General features: G+C 60.7%; 14 protein-coding genes and 1 tRNA gene. 12 read left to right on the forward strand and 3 right to left on the reverse strand.

Translation table 11 applies throughout. From position 1 onward, the window contains the following. Positions 1-13 precede the first annotated feature (13 nt). The 4 genes from ACM6HV_RS06030 to ychF all read left to right on the forward strand — a co-directional run bounded on the left by ACM6HV_RS06030 (position 14) and on the right by ychF (position 3576). On the forward strand, positions 14-955 hold the full coding sequence (locus ACM6HV_RS06030; protein ID WP_003171603.1) for a ribose-phosphate pyrophosphokinase: 942 nt from the start codon (positions 14-16) through the stop codon (positions 953-955). A 141-nt stretch (positions 956-1096) separates the two neighbouring features. After that, entirely contained in the window at positions 1097-1699 is a 603-nt protein-coding gene (locus ACM6HV_RS06035; protein WP_007967646.1) for a 50S ribosomal protein L25/general stress protein Ctc, read from the forward strand. 169 nt (positions 1700-1868) lie between these two features. Further along, positions 1869-2453 (forward strand): aminoacyl-tRNA hydrolase, encoded by a 585-nt coding sequence (gene pth, locus ACM6HV_RS06040; protein ID WP_003228164.1) that lies wholly within the window; start codon positions 1869-1871, stop codon positions 2451-2453. A 22-nt stretch (positions 2454-2475) separates the two neighbouring features. Further along, complete coding sequence (gene ychF, locus ACM6HV_RS06045) at positions 2476-3576, forward strand: redox-regulated ATPase YchF (RefSeq protein WP_041072487.1); 1101 nt, start codon at positions 2476-2478, stop codon at positions 3574-3576. A 169-nt stretch (positions 3577-3745) separates the two neighbouring features. Here ychF and ACM6HV_RS06050 read toward each other — a convergent pair whose 3' ends face one another. Beyond that, the gene (locus ACM6HV_RS06050) at positions 3746-4963 is read right to left on the reverse strand and encodes an MFS transporter (RefSeq protein WP_145593144.1); all 1218 of its coding nucleotides are present in this window, start codon (positions 4961-4963) and stop codon (positions 3746-3748) included. Between the two features lie 428 nt (positions 4964-5391). Between ACM6HV_RS06050 and ACM6HV_RS06055 the strand changes: the two genes are divergently transcribed. Further along, positions 5392-7449 carry a methyl-accepting chemotaxis protein gene (locus tag ACM6HV_RS06055; RefSeq protein WP_414903757.1) on the forward strand — a complete coding sequence of 686 codons (2058 nt, stop codon included), beginning with the start codon at positions 5392-5394 and terminating at the stop codon, positions 7447-7449. On the opposite strand, the gene ACM6HV_RS06060 is transcribed toward ACM6HV_RS06055, so the two are convergent. After that, positions 7442-8344 (reverse strand): LysR substrate-binding domain-containing protein, encoded by a 903-nt coding sequence (locus tag ACM6HV_RS06060; protein WP_145593142.1) that lies wholly within the window; start codon positions 8342-8344, stop codon positions 7442-7444. The genes ACM6HV_RS06055 and ACM6HV_RS06060 overlap by 8 nt on opposite strands. 227 nt (positions 8345-8571) lie before the next feature. Here ACM6HV_RS06060 and ACM6HV_RS06065 point away from each other — a divergent pair, with 227 nt between their 5' ends. The 6 genes from ACM6HV_RS06065 to ACM6HV_RS06090 all read left to right on the forward strand — a co-directional run bounded on the left by ACM6HV_RS06065 (position 8572) and on the right by ACM6HV_RS06090 (position 14185). Continuing rightward, the gene (locus tag ACM6HV_RS06065) at positions 8572-9690 is read left to right on the forward strand and encodes an ABC transporter ATP-binding protein (protein WP_414903758.1); all 1119 of its coding nucleotides are present in this window, start codon (positions 8572-8574) and stop codon (positions 9688-9690) included. A gap of 15 nt (positions 9691-9705) precedes the next feature. After that, positions 9706-10626 carry an ABC transporter permease gene (locus ACM6HV_RS06070; RefSeq protein WP_222018397.1) on the forward strand — a complete coding sequence of 307 codons (921 nt, stop codon included), beginning with the start codon at positions 9706-9708 and terminating at the stop codon, positions 10624-10626. Continuing rightward, positions 10626-11432: an ABC transporter permease gene (locus ACM6HV_RS06075; RefSeq protein ID WP_145593139.1), complete on the forward strand. Its 807-nt coding sequence runs from the start codon at positions 10626-10628 to the stop codon at positions 11430-11432. The genes ACM6HV_RS06070 and ACM6HV_RS06075 overlap by 1 nt, the downstream gene beginning before the upstream one ends. Before the next feature lie 27 nt (positions 11433-11459). Continuing rightward, a complete protein-coding gene (locus ACM6HV_RS06080; RefSeq protein ID WP_414903759.1) occupies positions 11460-12506 on the forward strand; it encodes an extracellular solute-binding protein in 1047 nt (348 codons plus the stop codon). Between the two features lie 61 nt (positions 12507-12567). After that, on the forward strand, positions 12568-14022 hold the full coding sequence (locus ACM6HV_RS06085) for an amidase (protein ID WP_414903760.1): 1455 nt from the start codon (positions 12568-12570) through the stop codon (positions 14020-14022). Positions 14023-14108: 86 nt separating this feature from the next. Next, positions 14109-14185, forward strand: a tRNA-Met gene (locus ACM6HV_RS06090). Positions 14186-14295: 110 nt separating this feature from the next. Here the strand turns inward: ACM6HV_RS06090 and ACM6HV_RS06095 are convergent. Further along, positions 14296-15405 carry a DUF2817 domain-containing protein gene (locus tag ACM6HV_RS06095; RefSeq protein ID WP_414903761.1) on the reverse strand — a complete coding sequence of 370 codons (1110 nt, stop codon included), beginning with the start codon at positions 15403-15405 and terminating at the stop codon, positions 14296-14298. A 263-nt stretch (positions 15406-15668) separates the two neighbouring features. On the opposite strand from ACM6HV_RS06095, the gene ggt reads away from it, so the two are divergent. Further along, the gene (ggt, locus tag ACM6HV_RS06100; protein WP_414903770.1) at positions 15669-17501 is read left to right on the forward strand and encodes a gamma-glutamyltransferase; all 1833 of its coding nucleotides are present in this window, start codon (positions 15669-15671) and stop codon (positions 17499-17501) included. The last annotated feature ends 83 nt before the right edge of the window (positions 17502-17584 follow it).

A 17584-nucleotide genomic window follows, 5' to 3' on the forward strand; every position in this document is an offset into this window, starting at 1 on the left:
CTAGGTACTGCGCGTGTCCAAGATGATGGTCTTTACGGGGAACGCTAACCCCGATCTGGCTCGGCGTGTTGTACGTCAGCTGCATATCCCTCTCGGTGACATCTCTGTCGGCAAGTTTTCCGACGGCGAAATTACTGCCGAGATCAATGAAAACGTTCGCGGTAAAGACGTTTTCATTATTCAGCCGACTTGCGCCCCGACCAACGATAACCTGATGGAACTGGTAGTGATGGCTGATGCCTTCCGCCGCTCCTCGGCTACTCGTATCACTGCTGTTATTCCTTATTTTGGTTATGCCCGTCAGGATCGCCGTCCGCGTTCCGCACGTGTGGCTATCAGCGCGAAAGTCGTTGCTGACATGCTTACCGTAGTCGGCATCGACCGTGTGCTCACGGTTGATCTGCATGCTGACCAGATTCAGGGCTTCTTCGATATTCCGGTAGATAACATCTACGGCTCCCCGGTTCTGGTGGATGACATTGAAGATCAGCGCTTCGAAAACCTGATGATCGTGTCCCCGGACATTGGTGGCGTCGTGCGTGCACGTGCCGTTGCCAAGTCGCTGGGCGTGGATCTCGGGATCATCGACAAACGCCGTGAGAAAGCCAATCACTCTGAAGTGATGCATATCATTGGTGATGTCGAAGGGCGTACCTGCATTCTGGTCGATGACATGGTCGATACCGCCGGCACTCTGTGCCACGCGGCCAAGGCCCTGAAAGAGCATGGCGCAGCCAAGGTCTTTGCCTACTGCACACACCCTGTGCTGTCGGGTCGGGCCATCGAGAATATCGAAAATTCCGTGCTGGACGAGCTGGTGGTGACTAACACCATCCCGCTGTCCGCTGCAGCACAAGCCTGTGCACGTATCCGTCAACTGGATATCGCACCGGTTGTTGCCGAAGCGGTTCGCCGCATCAGCAATGAAGAATCGATCAGCGCGATGTTCCGTTAAGGGCCCTGCCCTTCTCGAAATGTCTCGTTGACGAAAAGCGCCCCGCCCCGGCATACCTGTCGGGGCGGGGCTTTTTTGCCCATACCGTGTTTGGCGCTGGTCGCAAACGCCGCTCGGTCATGGCTATTTTGGAGATACAAAATGAACGATTTTACTCTGAATGCTGAAGTGCGTTCCGACCTGGGGAAAGGTGCGAGCCGCCGCCTGCGTCGTCTCGCCGCTCTGGTTCCAGCTGTTGTTTACGGTGGCGACAAAGCCCCTGAATCCATCAGCATGCTGGCCAAAGAAGTTGCCAAACTGCTCGAAAACGAAGCGGCTTACAGCCACATCATCGAGCTGAACGTTGGTGGCAAGAAACAAAACGTCGTCATCAAAGCTCTGCAACGTCACCCGGCCAAAGGCCACGTGATGCACGCTGACTTCGTACGCGTTGTCGCTGGCCAGAAACTGACCGCTATCGTTCCTGTGCACTTCATCAACGAAGCTGCTCCAGTGAAGAAAGGCGGCGAAATCTCGCACGTTGTTGCCGAGATCGAAGTTTCCTGCCTGCCAAAAGACCTGCCTGAGTTCATCGAAGTCGACCTGGCTAACGCTGAAATCGGCACCATCGTTCACCTGTCGGATCTCAAAGCTCCTAAAGGTGTCGAGTTCGTTGCTCTGGCACACGGCGATGACAAGGCAGTAGCCAACGTCCACGCTCCACGTGTTGCTCCAGAAGCTACCGAAGAAGGCGCAGCAGAGTAATTTCACTCTGTTCGTCGGAGTGAGTGAAACATCGCGGACTGGAACGTAGCGAGAAAGCGGGCGGGAACGCGGAGTTTACATTCATGGTAAATGAGCAATTTTCGTCCACTTTCGCCGCCTTCACTGATCGCGGCGATGTCAACGACCACTCCAAGGAAGGGCCCCTATCGTGACTGCCATCAAACTGATCGTTGGCCTGGGAAATCCAGGCGCTGAATACGAACAGACCCGGCATAACGCAGGGGCCCTTTTTGTTGAGCGCATCGCTGCCGCGCAAGGTGTGAACCTTGTGGCCGATCGCAAATATTTCGGCCTGACCGGACGCTATTCGCATCAGGGTCAGGATGTTCGTCTGCTGATTCCCACCACCTACATGAACCGCAGCGGCCAGGCCGTGGCGGCACTCGCCGGTTTCTTCCGCATCAAGCCTGAAGAAATCCTGGTGGCGCACGACGAACTCGATCTGCCTCCGGGCGTCGCCAAGCTCAAGCAGGGCGGCGGCCATGGCGGTCACAACGGGTTGCGCGACATCATCGCGCAACTGGGCAATCAGAATACGTTCTACCGCCTGCGGCTTGGCATCGGCCACCCGGGCGTCGCCAGTATGGTTTCAAATTTCGTCCTGGGTCGTGCGCCACGCGCCGAACAGGAAAAACTCGATGCCAGCATCGACTTTGCCCTCGGCGTGCTGCCGGATATCCTCGCCGGTGAATGGAACCGCGCGATGAAAAACCTGCACAGCCAGAAGGCCTGACTCTAATCCGAGGGGAAACACCATGGGATTCAATTGCGGCATCGTCGGCCTGCCTAACGTCGGCAAGTCCACCCTGTTCAACGCCCTGACCAAATCCGGTATCGCGGCCGAGAACTTCCCCTTCTGCACCATCGAGCCGAACAGCGGCATCGTGCCGATGCCGGATCCGCGTCTGGACGCTCTGGCGGCCATCGTCAATCCGAAACGCATCCTGCCGACCACCATGGAATTCGTCGACATCGCAGGCCTGGTGGCCGGCGCCTCGAAAGGTGAAGGTCTGGGCAACAAGTTCCTGGCCAACATCCGTGAAACCGACGCCATCGCTCATGTGGTGCGCTGCTTCGAAGACGACAACGTGATTCACGTGTCCAACAGCGTCAACCCGAAGCGCGACATCGAAATCATCGACCTGGAACTGATCTTCGCCGACCTCGACAGCTGCGAGAAGCAACTGCAGAAAGTCGCGCGCAATGCCAAGGGTGGTGACAAGGACGCAGTGGCTCAGAAAGCCCTGCTGGAGCAATTGATCCCTCACTTCACCGAAGGCAAGCCTGCGCGCAGCCTGATGAAGAACATGAGCGCCGACGAGAAGGCGATCATCAAGGGCTTCCACCTGCTGACCACCAAACCGGTCATGTACATCGCCAACGTCGCTGAAGACGGTTTCGAGAACAACCCGCACCTGGACGTGGTCAAGGCCATCGCCGAAGAAGAAGGCGCCATGGTGGTTCCGGTGTGCAACAAGATCGAAGCGGAAATCGCCGAGCTCGAAGACGGCGAAGAGAAGGACATGTTCCTCGAGGCCCTGGGCCTGGAAGAGCCTGGCCTGAACCGCGTGATCCGTGCCGGCTACGAAATGCTGCACCTGCAGACTTACTTCACCGCTGGCGTCGAAGAAGTCCGCGCCTGGACCGTCCGCGTCGGTGCCACCGCACCACAAGCCGCTGGCGTGATCCACACCGACTTCGAGAAAGGCTTCATCCGCGCCGAAGTCATCGCCTACAACGACTTCATCCAGTACAAGGGCGAAGCCGGTGCCAAGGAAGCCGGTAAATGGCGCCTGGAAGGCAAGGACTACATCGTCAAGGACGGCGACGTGATGCACTTCCGCTTCAACGTGTAAACGTTACGTCCAAGAAAAAGCCGCGTTTGATACGCGGCTTTTTTGTGCCTGAAATTTACTGCTGAACATATTTCCCCTGCTCGCGAAAAGGGAGTGTCAGTCACACCTCTGTGAATACCACACCGCATTCGCGAGCAGGCTCGCTCCCACAGTTGGAAATGGTGTGGGGTCAGGCCTTCTTGGTTCGTGGCAAGAAGATCGCCAGCACGCCAAACAACGGCAAAAACGAGCACAGGAAATACACGTACTCAATCCCGTGCACATCCGCCAGATGCCCGAGCAACGCCGCACCGATCCCGCCAAAACCGAACATCAAGCCGAAGAACACCCCGGCAATCATCCCGACGTTACCCGGCACCAGTTCCTGCGCATACACCACAATCGCCGAGAACGCCGAGGCGAGAATGAAGCCGATCACCACACTGAGGACAGAGGTCCAGAACAGATCGACGTGCGGCATCAGCAAGGTGAACGGTGCCACGCCGAGAATCGAAAACCAGATCACCGCTTTACGCCCGATCTTGTCGCCAATCGGCCCGCCGAAGAACGTCCCCGCCGCCACCGCACCGAGAAACAGGAACAGGTGCAACTGCGAACTGGCCACCGACAGGTCGAACTTCTCGATCAGGTAGAAGGTGAAATAGCTGGTAAGGCTGGCCATGTAGAAATACTTGGAAAACACCAGCAAGCCGAGCACCACCAGCGCACTGATCACCCTGCCCTTCGACAGCCCGTGAGTCGCCGCCTGCCCGGCCTTGAGCTTGAACAGGTTCAAGTGATGGGCGTACCAGCGACTGATGCGGTACAGCACGAACAGCGCAAACACCGCGAACAGACCGAACCACGCCACGTTGCCCTGACCGAACGGAATAATGATCGCCGCTGCCAGTAACGGGCCGAACGCGGAACCGGCGTTACCGCCGACCTGAAAGGTCGATTGCGCCAGACCAAAGCGGCCACCGGAGGCCAGCCGGGCAATTCGCGAGGCTTCGGGGTGAAAGGTCGAGGAACCGATACCGATCAATGCCGCCGCCAGCAGAATCAACGGGAAACTGCCGACCACCGACATCATCACGATGCCGATCAGCGTGCAGATCGAGCCTGCCGGCAACAGCCACGGTTTTGGATGGCGGTCCGTGTGGTAACCGACCCACGGCTGCAACAGCGATGCTGTCAGTTGAAAGGTCAGGGTAATCAAACCGACTTGGGTGAAGCTCAAGCCATAGTTGGCTTTGAGCATCGGATAGATCGACGGCAGCACTGACTGAATCAGGTCGTTGATCAAATGCGCCAGCGCCACCGCGCCGATGATACGCATCACCAACGGGCTGCTTTGCGGAGGAGAGGACGCCGAGGCAGCGGCGGTCTGAGCGTTGCTGATAGCCATGAAAGTTTCCGTACAGCAGATGGGTGCACGCGGGCAGGTCCGTCAATGTGCCATTTTTCGGTGCGCCAGCGCCATCCCCTTAGCCAGCTAACTAATCAACCGAATAACAAACCAATCTCTGTAGGAGCTGCCGAAGGCTGCGATCTTTTGATCTTTGTTTTTAAGATCAAGATCAAAAGATCGCAGCCTTCGGCAGCTCCTACATGGGATAGGTGATAGCGCAACGCCATGGTCTGAATCTTGCGTTGCTTCTCCCCTCGAACGCGGCGGCCTTACAAAGGTCGCCGAGAATGGGAAGTTTCGCTACAGAGCCGGCCTACCGAGCGGGCGAGAGTGAACTTTCGAGGCCTTTTAGCAGGGCACAACATCGAGGTCGCACGACCGCGATGCACGCCGTTGGTGCGTGGTGTCCAGAGGAGTCATGAGGCATGCAGGCTTTCCTTTCACCGGGGATCAAATTGCTGGGGCGGTTTGGCTTCGCGCGTAAATTCCAGCTGTTGTTTCTGCTGTTCATTCTGCCGTTGGCCGGTAGCCTGTTGATGATTGGTCAGGACTATCGCAACAAACTCAACCTGATTGCCGGCGAGCGTGCCGGCGTGCGCCAGTTGCTCAGCCTTGATGCGCTGGACAACCTGCTCGCCGCCCAGCGTGACCGCGCCGCCCGTTGGCGCGCCACCGAAACCAATCGCCAGCCGACCCCGGCCACCCTCGCCGCCATGGCGGCATTCGATGCCGTGCAACCGGCCCTCCAGCAAGCCACCAGCGATCTGGGCAACGCTCTGAACAAGGAAGGCGCCGAAGGTGAAACCCTCGCCCGCTATCAAGCCCTGCAAACCGCGCTCGGTGGTCTGGACTCGAAAAGCCTGAGCAGCGTCGGTTGGTGGCCGGACGGTTACGATCGTTTCACCAACGCCCTCAGCGCCCTGCAAGCGTTGCGCGAGCAAATCGTCATGGACAACCGCCTGACGCTGGCGCCATGGCTGGAAACCTATCTGCTGACGCAGATCTCCACACAGCACGCACCGGATCTGATCGAGCGCGTGGGCCGCCTCGCCGCCGTCGGCCAGGCTTCGGTGGTCTCGGGACAATTCACTTTGCAGAGTCGCTTGCAGTTGCGCGATCTGCGTGGCCGCATCGGCGACGCCCGCGAACAGCTTGTCAAAACCGCAGGCCTGCTCGAAGCGCGTCTGCCGAGCGATTTGCACACCTGGGCCGGTCAGTATCACGACAGCCTCAAGCGCCTTGATGCCGGGCTGAAGGTGCTGGATGACGGCGTGTTTGGCGGCAGCATCACACTCAAACCGGAAGACTTCGAACGCAGCCTCGATGCACTGTTGGGCGATCTCGCCTCATTGCGCCAGCAATCACTGCTGTCGCTGGATCAGCGCCTGGACGCTTACCACGGCTCGGCGATTCGCCAATTCATCGTGGTCGCCGCGGTGTTCGGTTGCCTGTTGCTGGCGGCGTTGTACCTGTTCGTCTGCCTGCAAGCCTCGATCCGCCGCAGCGCCAGCGGCATTACCCTGCTTGCCGAAGCCCTGCGTGACGGCAACCTGAGCCTGCAAGTGCCGGTGGTGGGCCGCGATGAGCTGGCGGCGATCAGCACCGCGCTCAACGTCGCGGTGGTGCAACTGCGCGCCAGCATGCTCGGGGTCGATCACGAAACCTCGCAACTGGGCCACGCGGTGCGCAGCCTCAACGATCATTCCAGCGGCGCGCTGAGCGAAGTCGAAGCGCAGCAGTTGCAGATCAGCCAGATCGCCGCCGCTGCGACGCAACTGGCCGCCACTTCGCAAGGTGTGGCGCAGAGTTGCGAACAGGCTTCCGGCAGCGCCCAGCACACCCGGCGCATCGCCGCCGACAGCAGCCGCGACAGCCTGCGCACCACGGCGAGCATTCAGCAACTCAATCAACGCCTGAACGACACCGCAGCGGCACTCGGTCGGGTCAGCGAACAGGGGCAGCAGATTCAACTGGTGGTCGACACCATTCGTGGCGTCGCCGAACAGACCAACCTGCTCGCGCTCAACGCCGCCATCGAAGCCGCACGCGCTGGCGAACAGGGACGCGGGTTTGCCGTGGTCGCCGATGAAGTGCGCAGCCTGTCGCAGCGCACCCAGTCATCCACCGCGCAGATCGCCGGCACCGTCGACAGCCTGCGCGCCACGGTCAACGAGGCGGTGAGCCTGATGGAAGCCGCCTGCGGCCAGGCGCAATCGGATGCCGACGCCGTGACCGGTCTTGGTGAACGTCTCGGCGAAATCGCCAGCGCGGTACAGAGTGTCACTGACACCCTGGCGCAGATCGCCACCGCCGTGGAAGAACAGGCAAGCACCGCCGATGAAGTCAGCGGCAATATCCAGCAGGTCGATCAAGCCGCGGTGCGTCTGCTTGAAGGTGCCCGCGCAGTGAATCTCGCGGCGGATACCCTGAGTCAGGGCAGCAAGGCTCTGAGCGACAACACCGCACGCTTCCGCCTCAGTTGATCACGGCTTCGGGGAAGTCCGCTTCCAGCTCGGTCTTCAGCCACTGGATAAACCACGCCACATCCGCCGACAGTTCGGCGGACGGCGTAAGGACCCGATAGCTTTCCAGCTTCACCTGCGCGTCCACCGCGCGCACCAGTTTGCCGGACTTGAGCTCCTCGCGAACCAGCACTTCATTGGCCAAGGCAATGCCCTGCCCGCTCTCGGCCACCGACAGCGCGTGATCGTTGTTGACGTAGAGCATGTCGGAATTGAGGTGAATATCCAGGTCGTGGGCAGCGAACCACAAGTTCCACCACTCGCCATCATCGACGTGGATCAGTTCATGGCGAACCAGATCTGCCGGGCTGACCACAGGCTCGATGCTGGCGAGGTATTGCGGGGTGCAGATCGGAAACACCCGCGGGCAGATCAATGCTGCACGGGAGTCGGCGTACTGCCCGTCAAGGCCATAGACAATGCCCAGATCGGCACTTTTGCCGTCGACTTCGGTGAAGGTCGAGTTTGGCTCGATCGCCAGTTTCAATCCCGGTCGCAGATGCCGCAGGGTTTCGATCCTTGGCATCAACCAGCGCTTGGCAAACCCTGGCACCACCATGATCCGCAACCAGCGCTCGGCATCTTTCGGCCGCGCCTCCTTGCCGGCTTCAATGATCAACTGCAACGCCGCGCTGATCTTGCGGTGGTACTTCTCACCCGCCGGCGTCAAATTGACCCCGCGCGAGGTGCGTTCGAACAGCTGAATGCCCAGCCAGTCCTCCAGCAACTTCACGTGCCGGCCAATCGCTGGCTGGGTCACGTGCAAGGCTTTCGAAGCCTCGACATAGCTGCCCAGGCGCGCGGCGGCATCAAATGCACGCACCGCGTTGAGCGGCGGCAAACGGTGGTCGGGCATGATTCCTGGCACCTTTGGCTGTTAAATTAACTAACAGCTGCCATGTTTAAATTGAAGTGTCGCCTCACGCAAGCACTGGCTGATAATCGAGCCACAGCAGAACAATAAAACAGCTGGTTTCACCCCGTACGCAATCTCGATCCTGCCCAGAAAAATAATATCCATGGCCCGACGACTTCGCTGATTCGCAGCGCAATCGCAGGCGATGGGGGAATCGGAGGTAACGCATGAATGCCCTGCATTCGCTGCAAACGCTGGCGGTGTCGATCCGCTCGGTGCGCAAGGTTTACGGTGATCCGGACACCGGTCCGGTGGCGTTGAAAAACATCGACCTGGACATCCGCGACAACGAATTCTTTACCCTGCTCGGCCCTTCCGGCTGCGGCAAGACCACCCTGCTGCGGATGATCGCCGGCTTCGAGTTTCCTACCGAAGGCGAGATCCTGCTGTACGGCGAAAACATCGCCGACCGACCGCCGTTCCAGCGCCCGGTCAACACGGTGTTCCAGCATTACGCGCTGTTCCCGCACATGACCATCGCCGAGAACCTGGCCTTCGGCCTCGAATCGCAGCCGATGGGCAAGGTGCTGAACAAGGCGCAAATCACCGAGCGCGTACGCGAGATGCTCGCGCTGGTGCAGATGGAGCGCTTCGCCAATCGCAAGCCGGCGCAACTGTCCGGCGGCCAGCAACAGCGCGTCGCCCTCGCCCGCGCCCTGGCTCCGCACCCGAAAGTATTGCTGCTCGACGAGCCCCTTTCCGCGCTCGATCTGAAGCTGCGCCAGGCCATGCGCGAAGAGCTGAAAACCATTCAGGCCAAGACCGGCATCACCTTCATCTTCGTCACTCACGACCAGGAAGAAGCGCTGACCATGTCCGACCGCATCGCCGTGTTGTCCGAGGGCGAAGTGCAGCAGGTCGGCCGCCCGGAAGATATTTACGAACGCCCGCGCAACCGCTTCGTCGCCGACTTCATCGGCGAAACCAATTTCATCCAGGGCACGGTGACGAAGATCGAGGCCGGCCAAGCCTGGTTCGCCGGGCCGGCCGGGCACCCGCTGCCGGCGCAAGCGTGCAGCGACGTGGCGGTCGGCGCCAGCGTGAGCTTGTCGGTGCGCCCCGAGCGCCTGCATCTGGTGCCCGCCGCGACCGAGGCCGCGCTGCCGTGCCGGATCGATGCGCAGATCTACCTCGGCACCGACCTGCAATATCAGGTCAGCCTCAGCGACGGTTCGCGCCTCACCGTGCGCACGCCCAACTGCGTCGACCAGAGCCTGCGCTTTGCCGTCGGCTCTCAGGCCGGTCTGCTGTTCGACCGGGGAAGCGCCAGCGTCCTGCACGATTGAGCCCGAGGAGTTGCCATGCACACCTTACCGATTGCCAACACGCTGGAACGCCGCAAGGCTTTCCAGAGCTTTCTCGGAGTCAGCCCGGCGCTGGTCGCCATTGGCCTGTTTCTGCTGGTGCCGATCCTGATCGTCATCGGCTATTCGCTGATGGAAGCCAACCCCTACGGCGGGGTCAACAAAGTCTTCAGCAGCGATGCTTATACCTCGTTGCTGTTCGAACGGCAGATGGACGACAGCCTGGCGTTCGCCGACTCCTACCTGATCATCGCCCTGCGTTCGGTCGGCATTGCCGGGCTGACCACACTCATCACGCTGTTGATCGGCTTCCCGGTCGCGGTGTGGCTGGCAATGCAACCGGCACATCGGCGTGGCCTGCTGATCTTCCTGATCACCGTGCCGTTCTGGGCCAACCTGCTGATCCGCACCTACGCGTGGATTCTGCTGCTGCGCAACACCGGAGTAATAAACAACAGTCTGCTGGGCATGGGCGTCATCCATGAACCGTTGCAGCTGTTGTACACCGACGGCGCGGTGCTGCTGGGGCTGGTTTATACCTACGCGCCGTTCGTGGTGCTGCCGATCTACGCCACGCTGGAAAAGATGGATATCCGCCTGCTCGAAGCGGCGCAGGATCTGTACGCCGGCCGCGTGCGCACCTTGCGCAAAGTGGTGTTGCCGATCGCCAAACCGGGAATTCTCGCCGGCGCCATCCTCACGTTCGTGCCGTGCCTGGGTGCGATGATCGCCCCGGAACTGCTCGGTGGCGGCACGCGGATGATGCTCGGCAACCTGATTTTCCGGCAGTTCAGCGATGCACGTAACTGGCCGTTCGGCGCCGCGCTGTCGCTGGTGCTGATGGCCGCCGTGATGCTGGTCTTGACCGTGTATGCCTTGCGCGCCGAGCGCCAGCGCATCGCCAAAGGAGGTGCGTAATGCTCGCGCTATTCAAACGCAAAGGGCTGGGCGTGCAGGACTTCCCCGGTTTCGGCGGCTTCAGTTTCCTGTTTTATCTGTACCTGTACGCGCCGATCGTGGTGCTGGTGGTGTTCTCGTTCAACGCCAACCAATCCGCGACGGTGTGGACCGGCTTCAGCCTCGACTGGTATCGCGCCGCGTTCGCCAATCAGGCCTTGCGCCAGGCCGCCGGCAACAGCCTGTTGATCGCGGTCTGCGCGAGCATGATCGCCACGGCGATTGCCACCCTCGCCGCCCTCGGCACCTCACGCGGAGCGAAGTTCAAGGGCCTGCAATTGTCGATGGGCGCGATCATGTTGCCGCTGGTGCTGCCGGAAATTGTCGTCGGTGTGGCGACGCTGGCGCTGTTCTCCACCATCGGCCTGTCGCTGGGCTACGGCAACCTGATCATCGCCCATACGGTGTTCTGCATTCCGTTCGCCTACCTGCCGATCCGCGCTCGCCTCAACGACATGGACCTGTCGCTGGAACAAGCCTCGGCCGACCTGTATGCCGGCCCGTGGCGGACCTTCCGCAAGGTGACCTTGCCGCTGCTGATGCCGGGAATTTTCTCCGGGCTGATGCTGGCCTTCATCGTCTCGCTGGATAACTTCGTGATCTCGATGATGGTCGCCCAGGCCGGTACGACAACGCTGCCGATCTTCATCTTCGGCCTGTTGCGCATGGGCGTGACACCCGACGTCAACGCCGTGTCGACCCTGATCCTCGGCGTCTCGGTGCTGTTTGTGAGCCTCTCTTACCTGCTGGGCAAAAAGAACGCCTGAACCTTCCAAGAACTGTGGGGAAATAGCATGAGCAAGTGGATAAAAAGCGTCGGCACTGCGTTGTTCCTGACTGTGCCGCTGGCGATGACCGGCAGCGTTCAGGCCGCGGAAAAACTCAATGTGGTGAGCTGGAGCGGATACTTCTCGCCGGAGATTCTCGCCAAGTTCCAGAAGCAGACCGGCATCGAAGTCACCGTCGATTCCTACGACTCCAACGAGACCCTGCTGGCCAAACTGAAACAGGGCGGCGCCGGTTACGACGTGGCGATTCCTTCGCACCAGTTCATCCCGATCCTGATCAAGGAAAACCTGTTGGAGCGCTTCGACCCGGTCAAAGAGCCGTACTACGCCAGCGTTGTGGATAACCTGAAAAAACCGAGTTGGGACCCGGAGGGCGCGTACTCGGTGCCATTCATCTGGGGCACCACCAGCGTAGTCCTCGACACCGCGCGCTACAAAGGCCCGACTGACAGCTACAAGGTGTTGTACGAGCCGCCAGCCGAGTTGCAGGGACGGATCAACATGTTCGACTCGACCAGCGAGATGGTCGACATGGCCAGCCTCTATCTGAATGTTCCGCTGTGCAGTGAAGACCCGAAACAGATGCAACAGGTGCTGACGCTGCTCAAGGCGCAGAAGCCGTTCGTAAAGACTTACAGCTCCAAGGCCGGCTCGATCCGCGAAAACCTCGCCTCGGGTGAAATCGACATGTCGATGTTCTGGGGCGGCTCATCGATGCGCGCCCGCGAGATGAAACCGAGCCTGAAATACCTGTACCCGAAAGAAGGCGTACTGGCCTGGGTCGACAACATGGTCATCCCCACCGGCAGCAAGAACCCGGCGAATGCCAAGGCGTTCATCGCCTTCCTCAGCCAGCCGGAAAACGCGGCGATGACCCAGAACTTCCTCAAACACCAGAGCCCGATCAAAGGCGTCGAACCGTTCCTCGATGCGGCGCTCAAGGATGCGCCGGAATTGCACATTCCCGAGGGCACTCACGTGGTGTTCAGCAAGACTTGCGGTGAAAGCGCGATTCGCCTCGCTGACCGTCTCTGGACCAACCTGATGCGTTGATTCCTGCCGCTCCGGCATGCGGCCGGGGCGTTTCTCCAGCCGTCTGAAAGGCGCCGTTGTCATGAATTCCAATAACATCAGCGAACTGGTCCTGCTGCAGGCCCATGAGCTCGCCGAACGCATCCGCCTGCGCCAGGTGTCCTGCCGCGAAGTGATGCAGACTTATCTTGCCCATATCGAACGCTTCAATCCGCAGGTCAACGCGTTGATCAGCCTGCAGGCACCGGATGTTCTGCTGGCCCAGGCCGATGCGCGCGACGCCGAACTGGCGCGCGGTGAATACCGTGGCTGGATGCACGGCCTGCCCCACGCGATCAAGGATCTGTCGCTGACCCAAGGCATCCGCACCACGCTCGGCTCACCGTTGTTCAAGGATTTTATCCCCGAGCGCGACGGCATCATGGTCGAGCGGATCAAGGCTGCCGGCGCGATCATCATCGGCAAGACCAACACCCCGGAATTCGGCCTCGGTTCGCAGAGCTATAACACGCTGTTCGGTGCTACCGGCTGCGCCTTTGACCCGAGCAAAACCGCCGGTGGCAGCAGTGGCGGCGCAGCAGCGGCGCTGGCGATGCATCTGGTGCCGGTGGCCGATGGCAGCGACATGATGGGTTCGCTGCGCAACCCGGCGGCGTTCAACAATATCTTTGGTTTCCGCCCGTCTCAGGGCCGCGTGCCGTTTGATGACAGTGCCGATCTGTTTTTCGATCAACTTGGCTATGAAGGACCGATGGCCCGCAGCGTGCGCGACGCGGCGTTGCTGCTGTCGGTGCAGGCTGGGGGCGATGCCCGGGCGCCGTTGTCCATCGCTGAATCCGGAGAGGTCTTTGCCGCGCCGCTGGAGCGTGATTTCAAGGGCACGCGATTGGGTTGGCTGGGAGACTTCAACGGTTATCTGCCGATGGAAAACGGCGTTCTGTCGCTGTGCGAGAAGACCTTTGCCGACTTTGAAAGCCTTGGCTGCCACGTTGAATCCGTTCAGCCGGGGTTCGCGCCTGAGCGGTTGTGGAGCAGTTGGCGGACGTTGCGGCACTGGATGGTCGCGGGGTCGCTGGGCGCAACTTATGCTGATCCACAGAAACGCGAGCTGCTGAAACCGGAAGCCTGCTGGGAAGTGGAAAACGGTCTGAAGCTGTCGGCGAGCGAAGTGTTCGCCGCGTCGGTGGTGCGCAGCGATTGGTATCGGGCGATTTCCCGGTTGTTCGAACGCTACGATTACCTGCTGCTGCCCAGTGCACAGGTCTTCCCGTTCGATAAAACCCAGCCTTGGCCGACGTCTATCGAGGGCGTGAGCATGGACACGTATCACCGCTGGATGGAGGTAGTCATCCCCGGCACGCTGTCGGGTTGCCCGGTGGCCAGTGTCCAGGCCGGCTTCAATGCACAGGGGTTGCCGATGGGGCTGCAGATCATCGGCCGGCATCAGGCGGACTTCGCGGTTCTGCAACTGGCGCACGCCTATGAACAGGCCAGCCGCTGGTTCGAACGCTGCCCTTCGCCCCTGCTGAGCCAGTAATTTTGATAAACGGTTGAAAGCGTAGAAAAAATTTTTAAATTTACGCTTGACGCTTTTCCATTTCAGGGGAATAATGCGCGCCACTTGGCTACATAGCTCAGTTGGTTAGAGCATAGCATTCATAATGCTGGGGTCCGGGGTTCAAGTCCCTGTGTAGCCACCAAGTACTAAAAACGGCTTACCGAAAGGTAGGCCGTTTTTTTATGCCTCGAAAAAACCTTCATCTGTGGTGAGGGGATTGATCTCCTCGCCACAATGCCAGGCCCGACCTATTCAGGTCTGCTCTGCCGACAGGGCCATCAACCCCTTCGCCCAAATCTGCCGCGTACGCAACCCGACCATCGCCCGCCAGTCCGGATCGGCCGGATAGAACTGCTCCAGCAGATTCAACTTGATCGCCCGCCCCTGCACATCCAGCGGATTGCCATGCAGGTGCAGCCAATGGTCATCGCGCAAATGCCGATGCACCTCCGGCCCCGGATACGTTCCGCACTCAATCACGAACGGCATCAGTTGCACACCCGGTAATGCGTTGAGCAACGCCTGCGAGGTGTAGCCGGTCGCCGTCGCCGCGACACCGGTTTCGCTCAACGTTTGTGCGCCGGTGTGCAAGGTGTACAGCCACGGGCCGTAGATCGATTGCGCTTGCGCCAGCGCCGGGTAAGGCGCTTGGGTGATGGTCAGCAACATCGGATGGCCGTACTCGCCAGCACCGGTGTGCAGGTCGAAGCACATCACGGTTTCAGCACCGGTCAAATGCGCGTCGATGATCTGATGCAAGGTGCGATTCGACCAGCTCGGTGCGTGGCCGCCATAGAACAGTCCATCGGGATGGCTATGCTGACCGCCCTCGACAATTGACATCACCGCCGGCCAGCCGTGTTCGGCAATCTGCGCTTCGAGCAAGGCATCGGTGCGCTTACGCTCGGGGCCGTGCAAATCGGTGCAGGCGTAGATCTCGTGCAACGTGGCGTAGGCGCGGTTATCCGGCAACGGGGCGGTGAAATCCAGATGATTGCGGTTGAGGTCGATATTGTCTTCGTTGACCCGGCGCAGCCACGCGGTGCCCCAGGGGTTGATCAGGTGAATCATCACTACCGCGACATCCTTGGGCAGCGAGCCCGGCACGAAAGTCTTCAGCCAGTCGATCTGGCAATCCGAACCGTAATAGCCCTCAACTCCGTGAGTGCCGCTGAGTGCCACCAAACGACGTTTGGCCTGCGGATCACCGAGCACAGCGACGTCGGTGCTCAAGGGTTCGCCGAAGGGGCCGCAACGCGGATGGGCGTACGAGGTGAGCGTGGCTCCGGCAGTTTGGGCGGCGGTCAGAAACTGTTCGCGCTGATCACGGTAACTGGATTCGGTGGGAAACTCGCTGTGCATTCCTGGCCTCATGTTGGTTTTGTACTTGTGGGAGCGAGCCTGCTCGCGAAGCGGTCTTTCATTCAATATTCAGGCTGGCTGATACACCGTATTCGCGAGCAGGCTCGCTCCCACAGGGGCGTATTTCAGTTCGATGAGTTTGACGTTGACCCTAGCGAACATCCGCCCAGAAAAGAAAGACAAAAATGCCCACCGGTTTGCGTCGCGACCGGCCGGTCGATAAAGTCCGTCAGACCTTTCACCCCACGGACGGAGAGCCCCACGTGTTTCCAGCCCTGCCCCTGAGCCGCTTTCGCCTGCCTGCCCTGACGCTGATCATTAGCGCCCTGACCCTCACCGCGTGCAACGCCCCGCCCTCCTCGACCTTGCCGCTGGCACCGGAAGCCGCTTCCGGTTACCGCACCGATCTGCAGACTCGCCACGCCCGTCAACACATGGCCGCAGCCGCCAACCCGCTGGCCGCCGAGGCCGGTCGCGAGATGTTGCGCAAGGGTGGTTCGGCGATTGATGCAGCGATTGCCATGCAAGCAGTGCTGACCCTGGTCGAGCCGCAATCCTCCGGGATCGGTGGCGGCGCGATGATCGTGTTGTGGGACGGCAAACAGGTGCGTACCTACGACGGTCGCGAAACCGCACCGGCGGGTGCCACCGAGAAGCTGTTCCTGCAGGCCGACGGCAAACCGATGCCGTTCCCGCAGGCACAGATCGGTGGGCGCTCGGTGGGCACGCCGGGCGTATTGCGTGCACTGGAGATGGCGCACAAGCAACACGGTCGGCTGCCGTGGGCCACGCTGTTCGAACCGGCGATCAAACTCGCCGAGCTGGGCTTCGCGATTTCGCCGCGCCTGCATTCACTCTTGGAGTCCGACCCGGTGATCGGTAAATCGCCGGATATGGCGGCCTACTTCCTCAACCGCGACGGCAGCGTCAAAGCCGTCGGCACGCGCCTGCAGAATCCGGCGCTGGCCGCCGTGCTCAAACGCATCGCCCACGAAGGTCCGGACGCGCTGTACAAAGGACCGATCGCCGAAGAGATCGTCGCCAAGGTGCAGGGCCACGCCAACCCCGGCAGCTTGTCGCTGAATGATTTGCAAGGCTACAAGGCAAAAGAGCGCGCTCCGCTGTGCACCGACTATAAACGCTGGCAGGTCTGCGGCATGCCGCCGCCGTCGTCGGGCGGGATCGCCGTGGCGCAGATTCTCGGCACCCTGCAAGCGCTGGAAAGCCGCGATCCACGCCTGTCGCTGACGCCGCTCAAACCCGTGAAAACCAACAAACCGGCCGGTATCGAACCCGATCCTCAAGCCGTGCACCTGATCGCCGAAGCCGAGCGCCTGGCCTACGCCGATCGCGCGCAATACATCGCCGACACCGACTTCGTCCCGGTGCCGGTCAAAGGCCTGGTGGATCCGGGCTATCTGGCCAGCCGCGCCAGCCTGATCGGCGAACGCAGCATGGGCAGCGCCAAACCCGGCACACCGCCGGGCGTACAGGTGGCCTACGCGCCGGATCGCTCACCGCTGCGTATCTCCACCTCGCAAGTGGTGGCGGTGGATGACCTCGGTGGCGCGGTATCGATGACCACCACCATCGAAGCGGCATTCGGCTCGCACCTGATGGTGCAGGGCTTTTTGCTGAACAACCAGATGACCGACTTCTCGTTCATCCCCGAAGAGAACGGGCAGAAAGTCGCCAACCGCGTCGAACCCGGCAAACGCCCACGCTCGTCGATGGCGCCGACGCTGATCTTTGACCGCAACAGCGGCGAATTCCTCGCCAGCGTCGGCTCGCCGGGCGGCTCGCAGATCATCGAATACGTGGCCAAGACCACCGTCGGCCTGCTCGACTGGAACCTCGACCCGCAAAGCGCCATCAGCCTGCCCAACTTCGGCAGCCGCAATGGCCCGACCGAACTGGAACAGGGCCAGTTCAGCCCGGCACTGATTCAGGCGTTGAAGGACAAGGGACAGGTTGTGAATGAAATCGACATGACCAGCGGCACGCAGGCGATCGTGCGGGTCAAGGATGCGCAGGGTAAAGCGTCGTTGGAGGGTGGCGCGGATCCGCGGCGTGAAGGGGAAGCGTTGGGGGATTGAGATTACGCAGGAAAAAACAAAAGGCTTACTGCGAGGTAAGCCTTTTTTGTGCCTTTTAAATTGTGCTCCTCTGCCGCAAAAGG

It is taken from the genome of Pseudomonas sp. IT-P260 (genome assembly GCF_949768395.1).
In the GTDB taxonomy this organism is placed as follows: domain Bacteria; phylum Pseudomonadota; class Gammaproteobacteria; order Pseudomonadales; family Pseudomonadaceae; genus Aquipseudomonas; species Aquipseudomonas parakoreensis.

Excerpts from the sequence above, each read along its gene's own strand:
- ACM6HV_RS06050 (WP_145593144.1), bottom strand. The coding sequence starts at position 4,963 with ATGGCTATCAGCAACGCTCAGACCGCCGCTGCCTCGGCGTCCTCTCCT.
- ychF (WP_041072487.1), top strand. The coding sequence starts at position 2,476 with ATGGGATTCAATTGCGGCATCGTCGGCCTGCCTAACGTCGGCAAGTCC.
- ACM6HV_RS06070 (WP_222018397.1), top strand. The coding sequence starts at position 9,706 with ATGCACACCTTACCGATTGCCAACACGCTGGAACGCCGCAAGGCTTTC.
- ACM6HV_RS06095 (WP_414903761.1), bottom strand. The coding sequence starts at position 15,405 with ATGCACAGCGAGTTTCCCACCGAATCCAGTTACCGTGATCAGCGCGAA.
- ACM6HV_RS06080 (WP_414903759.1), top strand. The coding sequence starts at position 11,460 with ATGAGCAAGTGGATAAAAAGCGTCGGCACTGCGTTGTTCCTGACTGTG.
- ACM6HV_RS06060 (WP_145593142.1), bottom strand. The coding sequence starts at position 8,344 with ATGCCCGACCACCGTTTGCCGCCGCTCAACGCGGTGCGTGCATTTGAT.
- ACM6HV_RS06055 (WP_414903757.1), top strand. The coding sequence starts at position 5,392 with ATGCAGGCTTTCCTTTCACCGGGGATCAAATTGCTGGGGCGGTTTGGC.
- ACM6HV_RS06065 (WP_414903758.1), top strand. The coding sequence starts at position 8,572 with ATGAATGCCCTGCATTCGCTGCAAACGCTGGCGGTGTCGATCCGCTCG.
- ACM6HV_RS06085 (WP_414903760.1), top strand. The coding sequence starts at position 12,568 with ATGAATTCCAATAACATCAGCGAACTGGTCCTGCTGCAGGCCCATGAG.
- ACM6HV_RS06075 (WP_145593139.1), top strand. The coding sequence starts at position 10,626 with ATGCTCGCGCTATTCAAACGCAAAGGGCTGGGCGTGCAGGACTTCCCC.
- ACM6HV_RS06035 (WP_007967646.1), top strand. The coding sequence starts at position 1,097 with ATGAACGATTTTACTCTGAATGCTGAAGTGCGTTCCGACCTGGGGAAA.